This is a genomic window from Phenylobacterium sp., from assembly GCF_030680185.1.
Taxonomy (GTDB): domain Bacteria; phylum Pseudomonadota; class Alphaproteobacteria; order Caulobacterales; family Caulobacteraceae; genus Phenylobacterium.
On record NZ_JAUXVZ010000030.1, the window covers coordinates 140,492 to 155,476 of the forward strand.

The 14,985-nt window shown below is 68.7% G+C and carries 12 protein-coding genes; 8 read left to right on the forward strand and 4 right to left on the reverse strand.

Annotation, left to right across the window (positions count from 1 at the left end; all coding sequences use genetic code 11):
- The first annotated feature begins 23 nt into the window (after positions 1-23).
- The 3 genes from Q8L83_RS06555 (at position 24) to Q8L83_RS06565 (ending at position 4,017) form a co-directional block, all read left to right on the forward strand.
- Positions 24-1,394: a sigma-54-dependent Fis family transcriptional regulator gene (locus Q8L83_RS06555; protein ID WP_305285514.1), complete on the forward strand. Its 1,371-nt coding sequence runs from the start codon at positions 24-26 to the stop codon at positions 1,392-1,394.
- A 26-nt stretch (positions 1,395-1,420) separates the two neighbouring features.
- Positions 1,421-3,508 carry a flagellar biosynthesis protein FlhA gene (gene flhA, locus Q8L83_RS06560; protein ID WP_305285515.1) on the forward strand — a complete coding sequence of 696 codons (2,088 nt, stop codon included), beginning with the start codon at positions 1,421-1,423 and terminating at the stop codon, positions 3,506-3,508.
- A 113-nt stretch (positions 3,509-3,621) separates the two neighbouring features.
- Positions 3,622-4,017: a DUF4282 domain-containing protein gene (locus tag Q8L83_RS06565; protein WP_305285516.1), complete on the forward strand. Its 396-nt coding sequence runs from the start codon at positions 3,622-3,624 to the stop codon at positions 4,015-4,017.
- A 15-nt stretch (positions 4,018-4,032) separates the two neighbouring features.
- Here Q8L83_RS06565 and Q8L83_RS06570 read toward each other — a convergent pair whose 3' ends face one another.
- The 4 genes from Q8L83_RS06570 to Q8L83_RS06585 form a co-directional block, all read right to left on the reverse strand.
- Positions 4,033-5,106, reverse strand: a complete 1,074-nt coding sequence (locus Q8L83_RS06570; protein ID WP_305285517.1) for an endo-1,4-beta-xylanase — start codon at positions 5,104-5,106, stop codon at positions 4,033-4,035.
- On the reverse strand, positions 5,103-5,516 hold the full coding sequence (locus Q8L83_RS06575; protein ID WP_305285518.1) for a flagellar FliJ family protein: 414 nt from the start codon (positions 5,514-5,516) through the stop codon (positions 5,103-5,105). The genes Q8L83_RS06570 and Q8L83_RS06575 overlap by 4 nt, the downstream gene beginning before the upstream one ends.
- Positions 5,513-6,850, reverse strand: a complete 1,338-nt coding sequence (fliI, locus tag Q8L83_RS06580) for a flagellar protein export ATPase FliI (protein WP_305285519.1) — start codon at positions 6,848-6,850, stop codon at positions 5,513-5,515. Before fliI ends, Q8L83_RS06575 begins: the two co-directional genes overlap by 4 nt.
- Before the next feature lie 102 nt (positions 6,851-6,952).
- Positions 6,953-8,095 carry an SDR family oxidoreductase gene (locus tag Q8L83_RS06585; protein ID WP_305285520.1) on the reverse strand — a complete coding sequence of 381 codons (1,143 nt, stop codon included), beginning with the start codon at positions 8,093-8,095 and terminating at the stop codon, positions 6,953-6,955.
- Positions 8,096-8,423: 328 nt separating this feature from the next.
- Here Q8L83_RS06585 and ctrA point away from each other — a divergent pair, with 328 nt between their 5' ends.
- The 5 genes from ctrA (at position 8,424) to Q8L83_RS06610 (ending at position 14,954) form a co-directional block, all read left to right on the forward strand.
- Positions 8,424-9,119, forward strand: coding sequence for a response regulator transcription factor CtrA (gene ctrA / locus Q8L83_RS06590; RefSeq protein WP_305285521.1), 696 nt, complete (start codon positions 8,424-8,426; stop codon positions 9,117-9,119).
- A 159-nt stretch (positions 9,120-9,278) separates the two neighbouring features.
- Positions 9,279-11,675 (forward strand): M20/M25/M40 family metallo-hydrolase, encoded by a 2,397-nt coding sequence (locus tag Q8L83_RS06595; protein WP_305285522.1) that lies wholly within the window; start codon positions 9,279-9,281, stop codon positions 11,673-11,675.
- Positions 11,676-11,718: 43 nt separating this feature from the next.
- Positions 11,719-12,075 (forward strand): arsenate reductase (glutaredoxin), encoded by a 357-nt coding sequence (gene arsC, locus Q8L83_RS06600; protein WP_305285523.1) that lies wholly within the window; start codon positions 11,719-11,721, stop codon positions 12,073-12,075.
- Between the two features lie 189 nt (positions 12,076-12,264).
- Complete coding sequence (locus Q8L83_RS06605; protein WP_305285524.1) at positions 12,265-13,638, forward strand: peptidoglycan DD-metalloendopeptidase family protein; 1,374 nt, start codon at positions 12,265-12,267, stop codon at positions 13,636-13,638.
- An 83-nt stretch (positions 13,639-13,721) separates the two neighbouring features.
- Entirely contained in the window at positions 13,722-14,954 is a 1,233-nt protein-coding gene (locus Q8L83_RS06610) for a TetR/AcrR family transcriptional regulator (protein WP_305285525.1), read from the forward strand.
- Positions 14,955-14,985 lie beyond the last annotated feature (31 nt).

The window sequence follows — 14,985 nt, forward strand, 5'->3', positions numbered from 1 at the left end:
CTGACGCGTAAGGAGATTTGAACATGCGGCTTCTGGTCGTCGGAAAACTGGACGGACAGCTCTCCTCGGCGGTGAAGATGGCGATGAGCGCCGGCGCCAAGGTGAGCCATGTGGAGACCATTGCGCAGGCCACCCACGCCCTGCGGGCCGGCCAGGGCGCCGACCTGCTGCTGGTGGACTACGATCTGGACATCGCCGCCCTGATCGCCGCCAACGAGGCCGAGCGCATCCGCGTGCCGGTGGTGGCCTGCGGCGTGGGCGCCGATCCGGTCAGGGCGGCCGCCGCCATCCGCGCCGGGGCCAAGGAGTTCATCCCCCTTCCGCCGGACGCTGAGCTGATCGCCGCCGTCCTCGCCGCGGTCGCCGACGACAACCGCCCCATGGTGGTGAGCGATCCGGCCATGCAGGCGGTGCTGAGGCTGGCCGACCAGGTGGCGGGGTCCGACGCCTCCATCCTGATCACCGGCGAAAGCGGCTCGGGTAAGGAGGTGGTCGCCCGCTACGTCCACCAGAAGTCCCGCCGGGCCACCAAGCCGTTCATCTCGGTCAACTGCGCCGCCATTCCCGAGAACCTGCTGGAAAGCGAGCTGTTCGGTCACGAGAAGGGCGCCTTCACCGGCGCGCTCGCCCGCCGCATCGGCAAGTTCGAAGAGGCCAATGGCGGCACCCTGCTGCTGGACGAAATCTCGGAGATGGATGCCCGACTGCAGGCCAAGCTGCTGCGGGCCATCCAGGAGCGCGAGATCGACCGGGTGGGCGGCGCCAAGCCTGTCCGCGTGGACATCCGCATCCTGGCCACCTCGAACCGCGACCTGGCCCAGGCGGTCAAGGACGGGACCTTCCGCGAAGACCTGCTCTACCGCCTGAACGTGGTGAACCTGCGCCTGCCCGCCCTGCGCGAACGTCCGGGCGACATCCTGGTCCTGGCCGAATTCTTCGCCAGGAAGTACGCCGCCGCCAACGGCATGGCCGAAAAGGCCCTGTCGGAAGAGGCCCGGCGTCGCCTGGTCGCTCACCGCTGGCCGGGCAATGTGCGCGAGCTGGAAAACGCCATCCACCGCGCCGTGCTGCTCTCGGTGAGCGACGAGATCACGGAAGAGGCCGTACGCCTGCCGGACGGCCAGCCCCTGGCGCCGGCCGACGCCGGCGCCCGCACCGCCCAGGCCGCCACCTTCGCCGCCGAGGCCGCCCAGCGCAGCTTTGTCGGCCAGACCGTGGCCGAGATGGAGCAGCAGCTGATCCTCGACACCCTGGAGCACTGCGCCGGCAACCGCACCCATGCGGCCAACATCCTGGGCATCTCGATCCGGACCCTGCGCAACAAGCTCAAGGAATATACCGAGGCCGGGGTCGCCGTGCCCGCGCCCCAGGGCGCCAGCGCCAACGCCGCCTGAGCCCGCCCGAGTAAAGAGAGCAGCTGATGGCCGACCTTCCCAGCGCCCGCGCCCCGGCGCCCACCGCCCGCGAGATGCTGGGCTGGCTGGCCCGCGGGGAAGTCGCCCTGGCGCTTGGGGCGGTGAGCATCATCGTCCTGCTGATCCTGCCGATTCCGGCGATCCTGCTCGACGCCCTGCTGGTGCTCTCCATCACCAGCTCGGTCCTGATCCTGATGACCTCGCTGCTGATCAAGAAGCCGCTGGAGTTCAGCGCCTTTCCGACGGTGCTGCTGGTCACCACCCTCTATCGCCTGGGGCTGAACATCGGCTCCACCCGGTTGATCCTCGGCCATGGCCACGAGGGCACCGAAGGCGCCGGCAAGATCATCGAGGGCTTCGGCAACCTGATGATGGGCGGCAACTTCGTCATCGGGGTGATCGTCTTCATGATCCTGGTGATCGTGAACTTCGTGGTCATCAGCAAGGGGTCCGGCCGGATCGCCGAGGTGGCGGCCCGCTTCACCCTCGACGCCATGCCCGGCAAGCAGATGGCCATCGACGCCGACCTCTCGGCCGGCATGATCGACGAGGTCGAGGCCAAGCGTCGGCGTAAGGAGCTGGAGCAGGAATCGACCTTCTTCGGGGCCATGGACGGCGCCTCGAAATTCGTCCGCGGCGACGCCATCGCCGGCCTGATCATCGTGGCCGTGAACATTCTCGGCGGCATTCTGATCGGTGTGCTGCAGCACGGCCTGCCGGTCGGCCAGGCGGCCGCCTCCTATACGATCATGACCATCGGCGACGGCCTGGTCAGCCAGATCCCGGCCCTGATCATCTCCATCGCCGCGGGCTTCCTGGTTTCCAAGGCCGGCGTCGAGGGCTCGGCCGACAAGGCGCTGGTGGCGCAGCTGGCCATGAACCCGGTGGGCCTGGGTATGGTGGCCGCCTCCTCGGGCGTGCTGGCCGTGATCCCGGGGATGCCGGTCCTGCCCTTCGCCGCGGTGGCGATCGGAGCCGGCGCCCTGGCCTATTACCGCGGGCGGAAATCCCTGGAGCCCGAGCCGCCCCCCGTGATGGAGCAGGCCACCGAACCGCAGGAAGAACCGATCAGCGAGACGCTCGCCATCGACGAGGTGAAGATCGAGCTCGGCTATGGCCTCCTGCCCCTGATCAACGACCTGGAGGGCCGCCGGCTGACCGACCAGATCCGCGCCCTGCGCCGGACGCTGGCGTCGGAGTACGGCTTCGTCATGCCCTCGGTCCGCATCCTCGACAATATGCGCCTGCCCTCCCAGGGCTATTGCATCCGCATCAAGGAACTGGAGGCCGGCGAGGGCGAGGTGCGCCTGGGCTCGCTGATGGCCATGGACCCCCGGGGCGGCCAGGTGGAAATCCCCGGCGAGCACATGCGCGAGCCCGCCTTCGGCCTGCCCGCCACCTGGATCGACGACGCCCTGCGAGAAGAAGCCACCTTCCGCGGCTACACCATCGTCGATCCGGCCACGGTGCTGACCACCCACCTGACCGAGATCCTCAAGGACAACATGGCCGAGCTCCTGTCCTATGCCGAGGTGCAGAAGCTGCTGAAGGACCTGCCGGCCGAGCAGAAGAAGCTGGTGGACGACCTGATCCCGGCCACCGTCACCGCCACCACCGTCCAGCGGGTGCTGCAGGCCCTGCTGCGCGAGCGGGTCTCGATCCGCGATCTGCCGGCCATCCTGGAAGGCATCGGCGAGGCTGCGCCGCACACCAGTTCCGTGGCCATGCTGGTGGAGCAGGTCCGCGGCAGGCTGGCTCGCCAACTCTCCTACGCCTATCGCGGCGACGACGGCGCCCTGCCCATCGTCACCCTGTCGCCGGAATGGGAGAACGCCTTCAGCGACGCCCTGATCGGACCCGGCGAGGAGAAGCAGCTCGCCCTGGCGCCGTCGCGCCTGCAGGAGTTCATCCGCGGCGTGCGCGAGGTCTTCGAGCGCGCCGCCCTGTCGGGGGAGTCGCCGGTCCTGCTGACCAGCCCGGCCATCCGCCCCTATGTGCGCTCGATCATCGAGCGCTTCCGCGGCCAGACCCCGGTGATGAGCCAGAACGAGGTCCACCCCCGCGCCCGCCTGAAAACCCTGGGTACGATCTGAGGCGTGACGTGGGCGCGCCACGGCGGCGCTTTTCCAAAGTTGCCGGGAACGTCTTCGGCTGGTAGCGGTTTGCCGCCGGGACGCGATCAAGTCCTGAAATGCGTGGATGACGAATGGCCAGCAAATCCCGATCGAAGCGCGGCGCCGGCGCGTCCCTGTTCTGGGACCTCCTCACCTTCGACCGGCTGATGACCAATACGGTCATTCACCTGATCTATTGGGCGGGTCTGGGCGTCATCGCCCTGGGGGCATTCGGCACGATCGGCGCGGCCGTCGGCGTGGCCCTGCGCGAAGACAGCGTCATGGGCCTGATGCTCGCCATTCCCGTGCTGGTGGCCGGGCTGCTGGTTGTCGGCGCCCTGGTGCTGCTGTGGCGCTCGTTCTGCGAATTCTATGTGGCCATCTTCCGCCTGAGCGACGACCTGCACGTGCTGCGCCAGCAGGCCGACGCCGAACGCGCCGCGCCAGCCCGCACGACGGCGCCGCGTCCGCCCCAGCCTGGCATGTAAAGCCGCAAGGGGCGGTCAGAGGCCGATCTGCTTCGCCCAGGCGGCCGCTGCGACCTTCGGCTCCCCCGAAGCGGTGAACGGCAAAGGCGTGTCGCTGGCGTCCTCGCGCTTGAGCCAGGACTCGCTGTCGCGCAGGCCCCAGAAGCTGAAAGCGAAACGCTGCTGCGGCGGCAGGGCCATGAAGGCCTCGGCGGCTTCGCCATAGAGCGCCGCCTGGCGCCGCTCCAGATCGGCGCGGTTGGGTATCAAGCCCTGGGCGCGACTGATCGAAACATCGAATTCCGAGACATGGACCAACAGGCCGAACTGGGCGAGTTCGGCCACCGTGCGCGCCATCTCGCCCGGCGTCTGGTCGGCGGCCACGTGGGTCTGGGTGCCGACCCCGTCGAGGGGCGCGCCCGCCGCCAGCAGCCGCTCCACCAGCCGCAGGAAGGTGGAGCGTTTCTTCGGCAGCAGTTCGAGATTGTAGTCGTTCAGAAACAGCCGGGCGTTCGGGTCGGCCTCCCGGGCGTTCTGGAAGGCCAGCACCATGTGGTCGAAGGCGCCGAGCCTCTGGCTCCAGAGGCTGTCGCGCCAGCCCTCGCCGTCCTCGGCGACGGCCTCATTGACCACGTCCCAGCCCACCGCCTGGCCCCGATAGCGCCCGACCACGGCATGGATATAGTTACGATAGGCCTGGGCGAAGCTCACCCGGCCTTCGTCCAGCCGCTCGAAGGCCGGAGAGGTCTGAGCGTACCAGACCAGGGTGTGGCCAAAGAGCCCCAGGCCGTGGGTGCGGGCGAAGGCGGCGATGGCGTCCGGCGCCTCGAAGCGGAAGGTCCCATCGTCGCGGACGATGTACTCCATCTTCATCTCCCACTCGGGCGTGAGCTGGGAGGCCTGGGCGACGATCAGCCGGGCGAGCGCCGGGTCGTTGAGATGGCCCGCCTGGACCGCGGTTCCGACGGGAAAGGGCGCGATGGATTTCAGCGGCGGCAGGGCGGCCACCGGGGTCTGCGACTGGGCGGCCGGCTGGCAGGCGCCGAGCGCCAGGGCCGAGCCCAGAAAGCCCCGCCGGCTGAAGCCATAGAGGGACGAGGGCAGGATCACCGGGCGCCTGCGGCCCGGCGCAGGCCCATCTCGTCCATCACCGCGGCGTCGCGGCGGGCCAGTTCGCGCAGACGCGTCACCCGGATCTCCTCGGCCACCTGCTCGTACTTCTTCTGCTCTTCGAAGGCGCCGTTCAGCGCGTCGCGGGCGCCTTGCTCTTCCAGGGCCAGGTCGGCGAGTTCGGACAGGATGGCGGTCCTGCGCGCCCGAAGGCCGTCCTGGAATCCGATGAGGTACATGCCGGCCTCGGCGCTCATGCGGGCGTTATGGGTCTCGGCTTCGCTTTCGGCCTCCAGCATCAGGAGGCGCATCTCGGCGTCGTTGCGGCGCTGGGCGATCTCCCCCATGCGCTTTTGCAGCACCTCGACCTCATAGGTGGAGAGCTTGACGAGGGACTGGGCCCAACTCATGCGGCGGCGCCTTCCAGGATGTGGGCCAGGGCCGCGAAGGAGTCATCGAGGCTGGTGGTGTCGTCCTTGTCCTGGCCGAGAAAGGCCTCAAGGGCGGGATTGAGGGCGATGGCCATATCCACCTGCGGGTCGGAGCCCGGCCGATAGGCGCCGATGCGGATCAGCTCTTCCATATTGGCGTAGGCCGACAGGGTCTGGCGGGCGGCGGTGACGATCTGGCGCTCATGCGGCTGATGGCAGCCGGGCATGGTCCGGCTGATGGATTTCAGCACGTTGATGGCCGGGAAGCGGCCGCGCTCGGCGATGGCCCGCTCCATGACGATGTGCCCGTCCAGGATGCCTCGCACCGCGTCGGCGATCGGCTCGTTATGGTCGTCCCCGTCGACCAGCACGGTGAAGAGCCCGGTGATCGGCCCAGCGCGCGTTCCGTCCGGTCGGATGGGACCCGGCCCCGCCCGCTCCAGCAGCTTGGGCAGTTCGGTGAAGACGGTGGGGGTGTAGCCCTTTGTGGTCGGCGGCTCGCCGGCGGCCAGGCCGATCTCGCGCTGCGCCATGGCGAAGCGGGTGACGGAGTCCATCAGGCAGAGGACTTCCATATCCTGGTCGCGAAGATATTCGGCGATGGCGAGCGTCATATAGGCCGCCTGGCGGCGCTTCAGGGCCGGCTCGTCGGAGGTGGCGACCACGACGATGGCGCGCTTGAGCCCCTCTTCGCCCAGGGTCTCCTCGATGAACTCGCGGACTTCCCGGCCCCGTTCGCCGATCAGGCCGACGACCACGGCGTCGCAGTCGGCGTTGCGGGCGAGCATGGACAGCAGCACCGACTTGCCGACGCCGGAGCCCGCAAAGACCCCCAGACGCTGGCCGCGGCAGCAGGTGGTGAAGACGTTCATGGAGCGCACGCCCAGATCCAGCCGCGCCCCCACCCGGTCACGGGCATGGGCCGGCGGGGGCGGCGCGCGCAGCGGATAGGCGGCCATCCCCTGGGGCAGCGGCCCCTTGCCGTCGATCGGCTGGCCAAAGGCGTCAATGATGCGGCCAAGCCAGGCCTTGGTGGGGCGCACCGTGGAGCCGCCGGGCTCGATACGGATTTCGGCGCCCGGCGCCACGCCTTCGACGGGGCCGAACGGCATCAGCAGGGCGCGGGCGTCGCGGAAGCCGACCACCTCGGCCGGCAGGGGCGTATCGCCACGACGTTCGATCTCGGCGCGGGCGCCGACGGCCAGACGCGTCACCCCGCCGCGGGCCTCGATGAGAAGCCCGTTCACGGCGGCCACGCGGCCGGAGACAGTCAGAGGATCGATACGCTCGACGGCGGCGACGAGACTACGCAAGGTTGGCCCCCGGAAATCACTGATTTCCAGGGTCGCCTGCTGGGCTTAATCTCGCGTGAAGATTGGTGAACGCCCAGGCTTAACGCTGGGCCTCGCCTGACCTCAGCGCAGGGCGCCGGCGAGGCGCAAAGCCTTGCGGGGATGGCGCACAGCGAGTTTCGCCGTCGTCAACGGGCGGCGCATGGCCGCGCGTGCGACCACGGGCCGCGCCACCCTGGCCGCGAGGGGACGGGCGTTGCGGGCGATGGGGCCACGGCCGAGATAGGCCGCCGTGGCGATCAGGGCCAGGGCGCCGACCCCCAGGACCAGGCCGGGATGCTGCTGAGCCCGGGTGTAGACGCTGAAGCGTCGGCCCCCATAGGCGTCGGTGCGCGAGCGGCCATCGACGCCGGCCTCATAGAGATTGTCGCGCAGCGGCTTCTCGCCCTTGCGCTTGGACAGCTTGGGTATGGCGAAGGCGAACAGCTTGTCGGCCACGCCCGGCGCGCCGCCGCCCAGCAGCGCCATCTGCCGACCGCCCGCGCCGACCGTCAGGTGGCGCACGGGATGGACCGCAGCATAGAGGATCGCGTCGGCCACCACGTCCGGCGCATAGACCGGCGGCGGCACGCGGGGCGCCTTGTCCATGTAGTTGCGCGCATGGTCCGCAAACGGCGTGGAGATGCTGCTGGGCTTGATGAGGGTGACGCTGACAGGGGTCTTGGCCCGGGCGAGTTCCATCCTCAGGGCGTCGGTGAAGCCCTTCACCGCGTGCTTGGAGGCCGCATAGGCCCCCATCAGGGGCACGGCGACGTCCGAAAGCACCGAGCCGACATTAATGATCGCCCCGCCCGAGCGACGGCTCTTGAGATGCTTCACCGCTTCCAGCGATCCATTGACCACGCCGAAATAGTTGGTGCGGAACAGACGCTCGTGATCCTCGATGGGAACCTCGTCCGAATTTCCGTAGAGACCGACGCCGGCGTCGTTGATCCAGGTGTCGAAGCCCCCGAACCGGGCGATCGCCGCCCGGGCGATGGTTTCCACGTCGGCCGGATCGCCCACATCGCCCGCCACCGCATGGGCTCGGCCGCCCGCGACGTTAATATCCTCGGCGATGGCCTTTAACGCTTCCTCGTTCCGCGCGGCCAGCACGACCGCCGCTCCGGCCTTGGCCGCCTTGCGCGCCGTCGCCAGACCGATGCCGGAGGAGGCCCCGGTGATCACGATGACCTGTTCGGACAGGGGCTTCAGCTTGGCGGGCATGGCAAATCCTTGCGTTTTCGATGGGCGGGCTTGCCTGTTCCAACGGCCTGGGTTCGGTCCTGTTCCCCCAAAACGGCGCCAACGCCGGACCAGCGACCGCGATTCAGCGTTCGCCGCCCCCGTCCAATCACGAAAGATTCAACTGGACCGCGACTCGCCGCCGCGGCCGCGGCCTTCCTCTGATTCTGAAATCGGATTAACGAATTGCTCAGAGGCCTTTCACTATTAACCGGTCTTAAATTAACTCGCCCGCAAGATTACCGGGAGGGCTTGAGGTGGCTGTGAATGTGCCGACCATCAAGCTGCGCTGTCGTTCGAGGAGGGACTCATGCGCGTTCTATTGATTGAGGATGACAGCGCCACGGCGCAGAGCATCGAACTGATGCTGAAGTCAGAAGGCTTCAACGTCTATACGACCGATCTGGGCGAGGAAGGCGTCGATCTGGGCAAGATCTACGACTACGACCTCATCCTGCTCGACCTGAACCTGCCCGATATGAGCGGCATGGACGTGCTGCGCACCCTGCGGGTCGGCAAGATCAACACCCCGGTCATGATCCTTTCGGGCACGGCCGAGATCGACACTAAGGTCAAGACGTTCGGCGCCGGCGGCGACGACTACATGACCAAGCCTTTCCACAAGGACGAACTGATCGCCCGAATCCATGCGGTGGTCCGTCGCTCCAAGGGCCACGCCCAGTCGGTCATCCGGACCGGCGACATCCTGGTCAATCTGGACGCCAAGACGGTGGAGGTGAACGGCTCGCGCGTTCATCTGACCGGCAAGGAATACCAGATGCTTGAGCTGCTCTCCCTTCGGAAGGGCACCACGCTCACCAAGGAAATGTTCCTGAACCACCTTTATGGCGGCATGGACGAGCCCGAACTGAAGATCATCGACGTCTTCATCTGCAAGCTGCGCAAGAAGCTGGCCGCGGCGGCTGAAGGCAAGCATCACATCGAGACCGTCTGGGGCCGTGGCTATGTGCTGCGCGACCCGCAGGAGTCCGCCGTCGCGGCCTGAGGCCGAGACCAGCGCTTCTGAGACGTCGCACTTCAAACGCCCGCCGCTCCTCCGGCGGGCGTTTTTGCGTTCGCCTCCCTCGCGGCGGGGGCGAGAGAGCGTAGCCATGCCGCGTAAAACGGCTAGGGTTCCCGCCGGACGAGCGCGAGGACGTGACGCATGGAACGCACCATCGCCCTGGCGGCCTGCCTGGCCCTGGCGCTGGCCTTGGGCTGGCTTGGGGAACAGGGCCCGCGTCCCTTGCCGGCCGACGCCCCGGCCGAGGCCTTCTCCAGCGCCCGAGCCTTCGAAGACATCAAGGTCATCGCACGCGCCCCCCATCCCACGGGGACCCCGGCCAACTTCGCGGTGCGCGATCACCTGACCAGCCGCATGGCCGCCCTGGGCCTGTCGCCCAGGGTCGTCGTGGACCGTCCCTTCAGCTCCCGCGTCTATTCGGGACGGACCAACATGTCGGGCGGACGGGTCGAGAACGTCATCGGCGTCCTGCCGGGACGAGACCCCGCGGCGCCGGCCCTGGGACTGATGGCGCACTATGACAGCGTCGCCGGCTCCCCCGGCGCGGCCGACGACGCCGCCGGCGTCGCTGCGGCGCTCGAGATCGTCCGCGCCTTCCGCGCCCGTGGTCAGCCTGAGCGCGACGTGGTCCTGATCATGACCGATGGCGAAGAGGCGGGCCTGCTGGGCGCCCAGGCCTTCTTCCAGAACGATCCCCTGGCCGCGCGCATCGGCTTCGTCATCAACATGGAGGCGCGCGGCTCGGCCGGGCGGGCCAACATGTTCGAGACCGGCCCCGACAACGGCCCCACCATCGACCTGTTCATCCGCACCTCGCCGGGATCGCCGTCCAACGCCTTGGCGGTGTTCGCCTATGAGCAGATGCCCAACGACACCGATTTCTCGGTTCCGCGGCGTCAGGGAATTCCCGGCCTGAACTACGCCTTTGTCGGCCGCCAGTTCGACTATCACAGCCCGACATCGACCGTTGAGAACCTGTCGGCGCGCTCGGTCCAGGACCTGGGCGATCAGTCATTGGCGGCGGCCGTCGCGGTGGCTTATTCCGACACCCTGCCCGGCCAGGGACCGAACCGCGTCTACGCCAGGACCTTTGCCGGCCACATGCTGGCCTATCCGCCCGTCGTCGGCTGGGCGGTGATCGCCGCCGCGATCCTGCTCCTGACCCTGGCCGGCCTCCAGGCACGGAAAAGCAGTACGCCCTTGCGCTGGCTCGACGCCGGCCAGGGCGTCCTGGCCGGGCTCTATGTTCTGGTCGCCGGCGCGATCGTGCTGCGGTTCGCCCGCCGAGCCAGCGGCGCCGGCTTCGGATTCTTGGAACAGCATCTTCTGCTGGCCCAGGCGGCGCGCTTCGAGGCGGTGCTGATCCTGCTGGCCCTCGGGGTCGTGCTGCTGGCGGCGGCGGCGCTCGCCAAGGGCGGCATGCGCCTGACCACCGCCCTCGCGCCCCTGGCGGCGGCCCTGGGATGTCAGATCTTCGGCGACTGGGACCTTGTGGGCTTGGCCCTGGGCGTGACCGCCGCCGTCATCGCCCTGGCCGCCTTCGGCCGGGCGGCCGAGCGGAGCAGCGCCTGGGTGGGCCTGCTGGCGAGCGGCGTCGCTGGCGCGATCGCTCTCCAGATTCTGGCGCCCACGACCGCCTTCCTGATTGCCTGGCCGATGCTCGTGGCCGCCGGCGCCGCGGCCCTCAGCGGGCTCGGGGAGCGACGTCCCCTGGGGCTTCGCCTGGCCCTGATCATCCTGTGCGGGGCCGGCCTCGGCTGGCTGGCCGGCATGGCCCATGCCGTGTTCGTCAGCCTGGACATGGTTGAGCTGCTGGCCCTGACCGCCTGGCTGGCCGCCTTTTTCCTGTGGCCCTTCGCGCACCCCAAGATCGGCGGCGCGGGACGGGTCACCGCCCTGCTGGTGTTGGGCTCAGGCCTCGCCCTATTGGCGCTGATGCGGGTCGATCCGCCATGGTCCGAGCGCCACCCCCGCGCCACCCTGGCCTACTACCTGGTCGATCAGACCGCCGATAAGGCCTATCGCGTCGAGGCCGCCCCCACCCTCTCCGACTGGAGCCGCCGCGCCTTGAATGCGCCCGACGGCGACGTGCCGCGCCTCGAAGCTCCGCCGCTTCCCCGGGGGCCGGTCTGGGCGACCCCGGCGCCGATGCTGAATCTGCCGTCGCCCAGCCTTGAGCTGGATGGCGGGGGCGGGCGGCTGGTGTTCTCCGCCGCGGCGCCCCCAGCGGCGCGGATCCTGGTCATGGATGTTCGCGTGACAGGCGAAGTCGGCGACGTGCGGCTCAATGGCCAACCCGCCCCCCTGTTCGGCGCTCCCGGGGCCTGGGCCCGCCTGAGCTGGACGGGCGACACCCAGCCCCTGCAGATCAGCTTTACGCCGGTCGCTGCGCAGGGACGGCTGGAGGTGCGCTATGGCGCCATCACCGAGTCCTGGCCCACGAGCGCAACGCCCCTGCCGCCAAGACCCCCAAAGGTCATGGCCTTCGACACGTCGGATTCCCTCATTACGCGAGGCGAAAAGGCGTTTTCCTGGTGAAGCGAAGCTTGGTTCGACGCGCGCGCTCGGCTATCGGTTGAGCATGAGCCGACCCGACGTGGTGATCTATCACAACCCCGCCTGCGGAACTTCGCGTAACACCCTGGCGCTGCTGCGCGAAAAGGGTGTCGAGCCGACCGTCGTCGAATATCTCAAGACCGGCTGGACGAAGGAACAACTGCAAGACCTCGCAGATCGTTCCGGCGGCGGCGTTCGCGCCCTGCTTCGCGAACGCGGGACGCGCGCGGCCGAGCTTGGCCTCACCGATCCGGCCGCCTCCGACGAGGCGATCATCGCGGCCATGATCCGCGATCCGATCCTGGTGAACCGCCCCATCGTCTCCACCGGCAAGGGCGCGGCCCTGTGCCGTCCAGCCGAGCAGGTTCTGAACCTGCTGTGAATAGATTCAGCGTTGAGGCGACCGGGTTCTCCCCTGGCGCGCCAAGACGCGACAAAACGACCAATGTTCCTAAAGTTACCAACGGTTAACCGCATGACACGACCCTGGCGTAGCCTACCACTCGCTGTATCCCGTCGTGTCGGGTCGCTGTTGACCCAGACTGTGGCGTCGTTGGAATCCGGGGGCACGATGCAAGAGTTCGATCCGAGACGGCCTACCCTGCGCTATACGCCCCGCCTGATGGTCGGGATTGGCGGCATCTGCGCCCTGGCGCTGGGCTGGAAGCTGACGGCCGCCGAGGCCACCGCGCCTGTGCCGCAGAAGCTCGACGCCGCCGCCATCGCCATGCTGCAGCACGAGGCCTTCGCCCAGGCCGAGGCCCTGCCCGGCTTCGCCCGCCCGGAGAATGTCGCGGTGAAGGTTCTGCCCGGCGACACCCTCGAGGCGGCCGTGGCCCGCACGGGCGTCTCCTCCGAGGAAGCCCGCCGCGCCGTCCGCACCCTGGGCGAGGCGATGGACACCGTTCACATCAAGGCCGGCATGACCTTCGACGCCGCCATCGCCCGGCCGAGCGGCGAGACGGGCGAGGCCGGCGAGGCCCGCCTGGTCGGCCTGTCCCTGCGCACCGGCCCGGCCACGGCGATCACCCTGTCGCGCACCTTCGACGGCGCCCTGCGCCTGCGCGAGATGGAAGAAGCCATCCGCAACGAGACCACGGTCGCCCAGGGCGAGATCCACGGCTCGCTCTATGAAAGCGCCGCCAAGCTGGGGGCGACCTCCTCGGTCACCTCCAAGGTGGTCAAGCTGTTCGCCCACAAGCTGGACTTCCAACGGGACATCAAGGCCGGCGACGAGTTCAAGCTGGTCTTCGAGCGCAAGGTCACCGAGTCCGGCCGCGTGGTCGAGACGGGCGAGCTGGAATACGCCGAGGTCAAGGGCGTGAAGTTCTATCGCTTCGAGCGCAACAATGGCGACGTCGACTATTTCGATGAGACCGGGAAGAACATCCGCGGCTTCCTGCTGCGCACCCCGATCGACGGCGCCCGCATCACCTCCAACTTCGGTCCCCGCCGTCACCCGGTGCTGGGCTTCCGCCGCAGCCACCAAGGCGTCGATTTCGGGGCCGGCACGGGCACGCCGATCCTCGCGGCCGGGGACGGCGTGGTCGTCGAAGCCAAGCGCTGGGGCGGCTATGGCAACTGGGTCCGCCTGCGCCACGCCAATGGCTGGGAAACCGGCTACGCCCACACCTCGCGCTACGCCAAGGGCATCCGTCCGGGCGTTCGGGTCAAGCAGGGCCAGGTGATCGCCTATGTGGGCTCCACCGGCATGTCCACCGGACCTCACCTCCACTACGAAGTCTGGCGCAACGGCCAGCGGGTCAACCCGATCGGCGCCAAGGTGCCCCAGGGCACCATTCTGGCCGGCGCCGAGCTGAACGCCTTCAAGGCCAAGATGGCCCGCATCGACAGCATGCTGGCCAAGGCCGGCCCGGCGGGCGAGGACGTCAAGCTGGCGGCGGCCAAGACCGACACCGTCGCCCTGGCCGACCTGCGCCGCTAGATTGGGCGCCGTAGCGTCATGCTTTGCGACTCTGGCGTGCGCCCCTAAGGTTGGGTGACGTGTTCGTCGCACTGGGAGGCGCCATGACTGTCGCGACCCGCCCCACCACCCGCGCCCGCTATGCGGCCCGGCGTGACGCCATCCTTGCGGCGGCCTGCAAGGTGTTCATCGACCAGGGCGTCAGCGGCTTCACCCTGGCTGCGGTGGCCAAGCGGATGGATCTCCATCCCGTCAGCCTGACCTACTACTTCAAGCGCAAGGAGGAGCTGGCCGCCGAGTGCATGCGGCTGACCCTCTCGCGGTTCAACGCCATGCTGGAGGTCGCCGAGCAGGAGGCCACGCCGCAGAGCCGGCTGCGCGCCTTTGTCGGGGCCTATTTCGAAACCCGCCGGGACATCATCCTGGGCGAGGCGCCGCGGCTGCTGCCCTTCGGCGAGATCAGCTATATCGCCGCGCCCGAAGACGACGAACTGGTGGAAGCCTATCGCGCCCTGCGCCAGCGCCTGGCCCGCCTGCTCCGCCCCACCGACGCGCCCTGGCTGACGGGACCGCGGCGCTACATGCTCGCCCACCTGATCCTGGACCAGCTCTGCTGGTCCGACACCTGGATCGCCGGCTACGACATCAGCGACCTTGGCCGCATCGCCGAGCGGGTGGCCGATGTGATGATCAACGGCCTGGCCGCGCCGGGTCAGGATCGCCCCGACCGCCCCCTGTTGGAGTTGGGCGCGCCGCCGGCCCTGAACGACGAGGTGACCCGCGACCGTTTCCTGGTGGCGGCCACCGAGATCATCAACCGCGAAGGCTATCGCGGCGCCTCGGTCGACAAGATCTCGGCCTATCTGAACGTGACCAAGGGCTCGTTCTACCACCACAACACCGACAAGGATGAACTGGCCAAGGCCTGTTTCGAGCGCACCTTTGATCTTATCGACGAGGCGCGGACGCGGGGCGGCGCCGAGGAAACCGGCTGGTTGCGCCTGTGGCTGATCGCCGCCTCGCTGACCGCCCACCAGACCAGCGGCGAGCGGGGCCGCATGCTGCGCCACTTCGCCCTGTCGGCCATGCCCGGCGAGTTGCGCCGTTCGATCTCCGGTCGCTTCCAGCAGATCGCCAACGCCTTCGCCGGCATCATCAGCGACGGGATCGCCGACGGCTCGATCCGGCCCGTCGATCCCCTGCTCAGCGCCCATCTGGTGATGGCGATGTTCAATTCGGTGCTGTTGCTGGAGCACTGGGGCGAGGACGCCACCGTCGATACGGTGATGGCCGCCTATGTGCGCCCTGCGCTGCTGGGCTTCTTTACGCCGGAATGATCAGCGCCCGTGGGTGCATGAGAGGCGCATA

Excerpts from the sequence above, each read along its gene's own strand:
- Q8L83_RS06555 (WP_305285514.1), top strand. The coding sequence starts at position 24 with ATGCGGCTTCTGGTCGTCGGAAAACTGGACGGACAGCTCTCCTCGGCG.
- flhA (WP_305285515.1), top strand. The coding sequence starts at position 1,421 with ATGGCCGACCTTCCCAGCGCCCGCGCCCCGGCGCCCACCGCCCGCGAG.
- Q8L83_RS06565 (WP_305285516.1), top strand. The coding sequence starts at position 3,622 with ATGGCCAGCAAATCCCGATCGAAGCGCGGCGCCGGCGCGTCCCTGTTC.
- Q8L83_RS06575 (WP_305285518.1), bottom strand. The coding sequence starts at position 5,516 with ATGAGTTGGGCCCAGTCCCTCGTCAAGCTCTCCACCTATGAGGTCGAG.
- Q8L83_RS06585 (WP_305285520.1), bottom strand. The coding sequence starts at position 8,095 with ATGCCCGCCAAGCTGAAGCCCCTGTCCGAACAGGTCATCGTGATCACC.
- ctrA (WP_305285521.1), top strand. The coding sequence starts at position 8,424 with ATGCGCGTTCTATTGATTGAGGATGACAGCGCCACGGCGCAGAGCATC.
- Q8L83_RS06595 (WP_305285522.1), top strand. The coding sequence starts at position 9,279 with ATGGAACGCACCATCGCCCTGGCGGCCTGCCTGGCCCTGGCGCTGGCC.
- arsC (WP_305285523.1), top strand. The coding sequence starts at position 11,719 with ATGAGCCGACCCGACGTGGTGATCTATCACAACCCCGCCTGCGGAACT.
- Q8L83_RS06605 (WP_305285524.1), top strand. The coding sequence starts at position 12,265 with ATGCAAGAGTTCGATCCGAGACGGCCTACCCTGCGCTATACGCCCCGC.
- Q8L83_RS06610 (WP_305285525.1), top strand. The coding sequence starts at position 13,722 with ATGACTGTCGCGACCCGCCCCACCACCCGCGCCCGCTATGCGGCCCGG.